Source organism: Vibrio sp. 1641, from assembly GCF_033339995.1.
Classification (GTDB): Bacteria; Pseudomonadota; Gammaproteobacteria; order Enterobacterales; family Vibrionaceae; genus Vibrio; species Vibrio alginolyticus.
On record NZ_JAWOVP010000331.1, the window covers coordinates 1 to 597 of the forward strand.

General features: G+C 39.5%; 1 protein-coding gene. It reads left to right on the top strand.

The features are described from left to right. Window positions 1-67 precede the first annotated feature (67 nt). Window positions 68-541, top strand: a complete 474-nt coding sequence (locus R7Z47_RS25815) for a CreA family protein (RefSeq protein WP_318130891.1) — start codon at window positions 68-70, stop codon at window positions 539-541. The last annotated feature ends 56 nt before the right edge of the window (window positions 542-597 follow it).

Consider the following 597-nt stretch of genomic DNA (forward strand, 5'->3'; position numbering starts at 1 on the left):
AATTTTGTTTTAGATGCCAACGTCTGATAGATTGAATCTATATATTTTTCTAATTAAGGACGGAATAATGAAAAAACGTTTGCTTGCTTTAGGTTTGGTTACCATTCTTGCTGGCTGTGGCAACGATGAGGTTGGTGATGTCTCTTTGGGTATGTTTACTATTAAAGACATAAAACTGAATACGCTCGTAGACCCTGAAGTTCCAGGCGTTACTTGTCATGTAGCGAGCATCGAAGCGGACTTCAGTTTAGCGGACCCAAGCGACAGTTCAATTTCTTGCCGTCAAACTGGTGAAATTACACCTGAGATGATTACTAAAATTGATAAGAGCAAATCAGGTGAAGTGGTATTTAAAAAGTCCAAGAGCGTTTTCTTCAAATCGATGAAGATTCGCCGTATTTATGATCCAGAAAATCAAACCTTGATGTACCTTTCTTACTCAACTAAAGAGACATCAGGCAGCTTCAAACACAGTCTATCAACTGTACCTCTTTGGGGTACGAAAGCTTACATCCAACCGACTGAAGCTAAGATAAATTAAGCTCAATTCGCTTACGAATTCGTCAGCCCGCTGCATTTTTCAGCGGGCAAATTTCT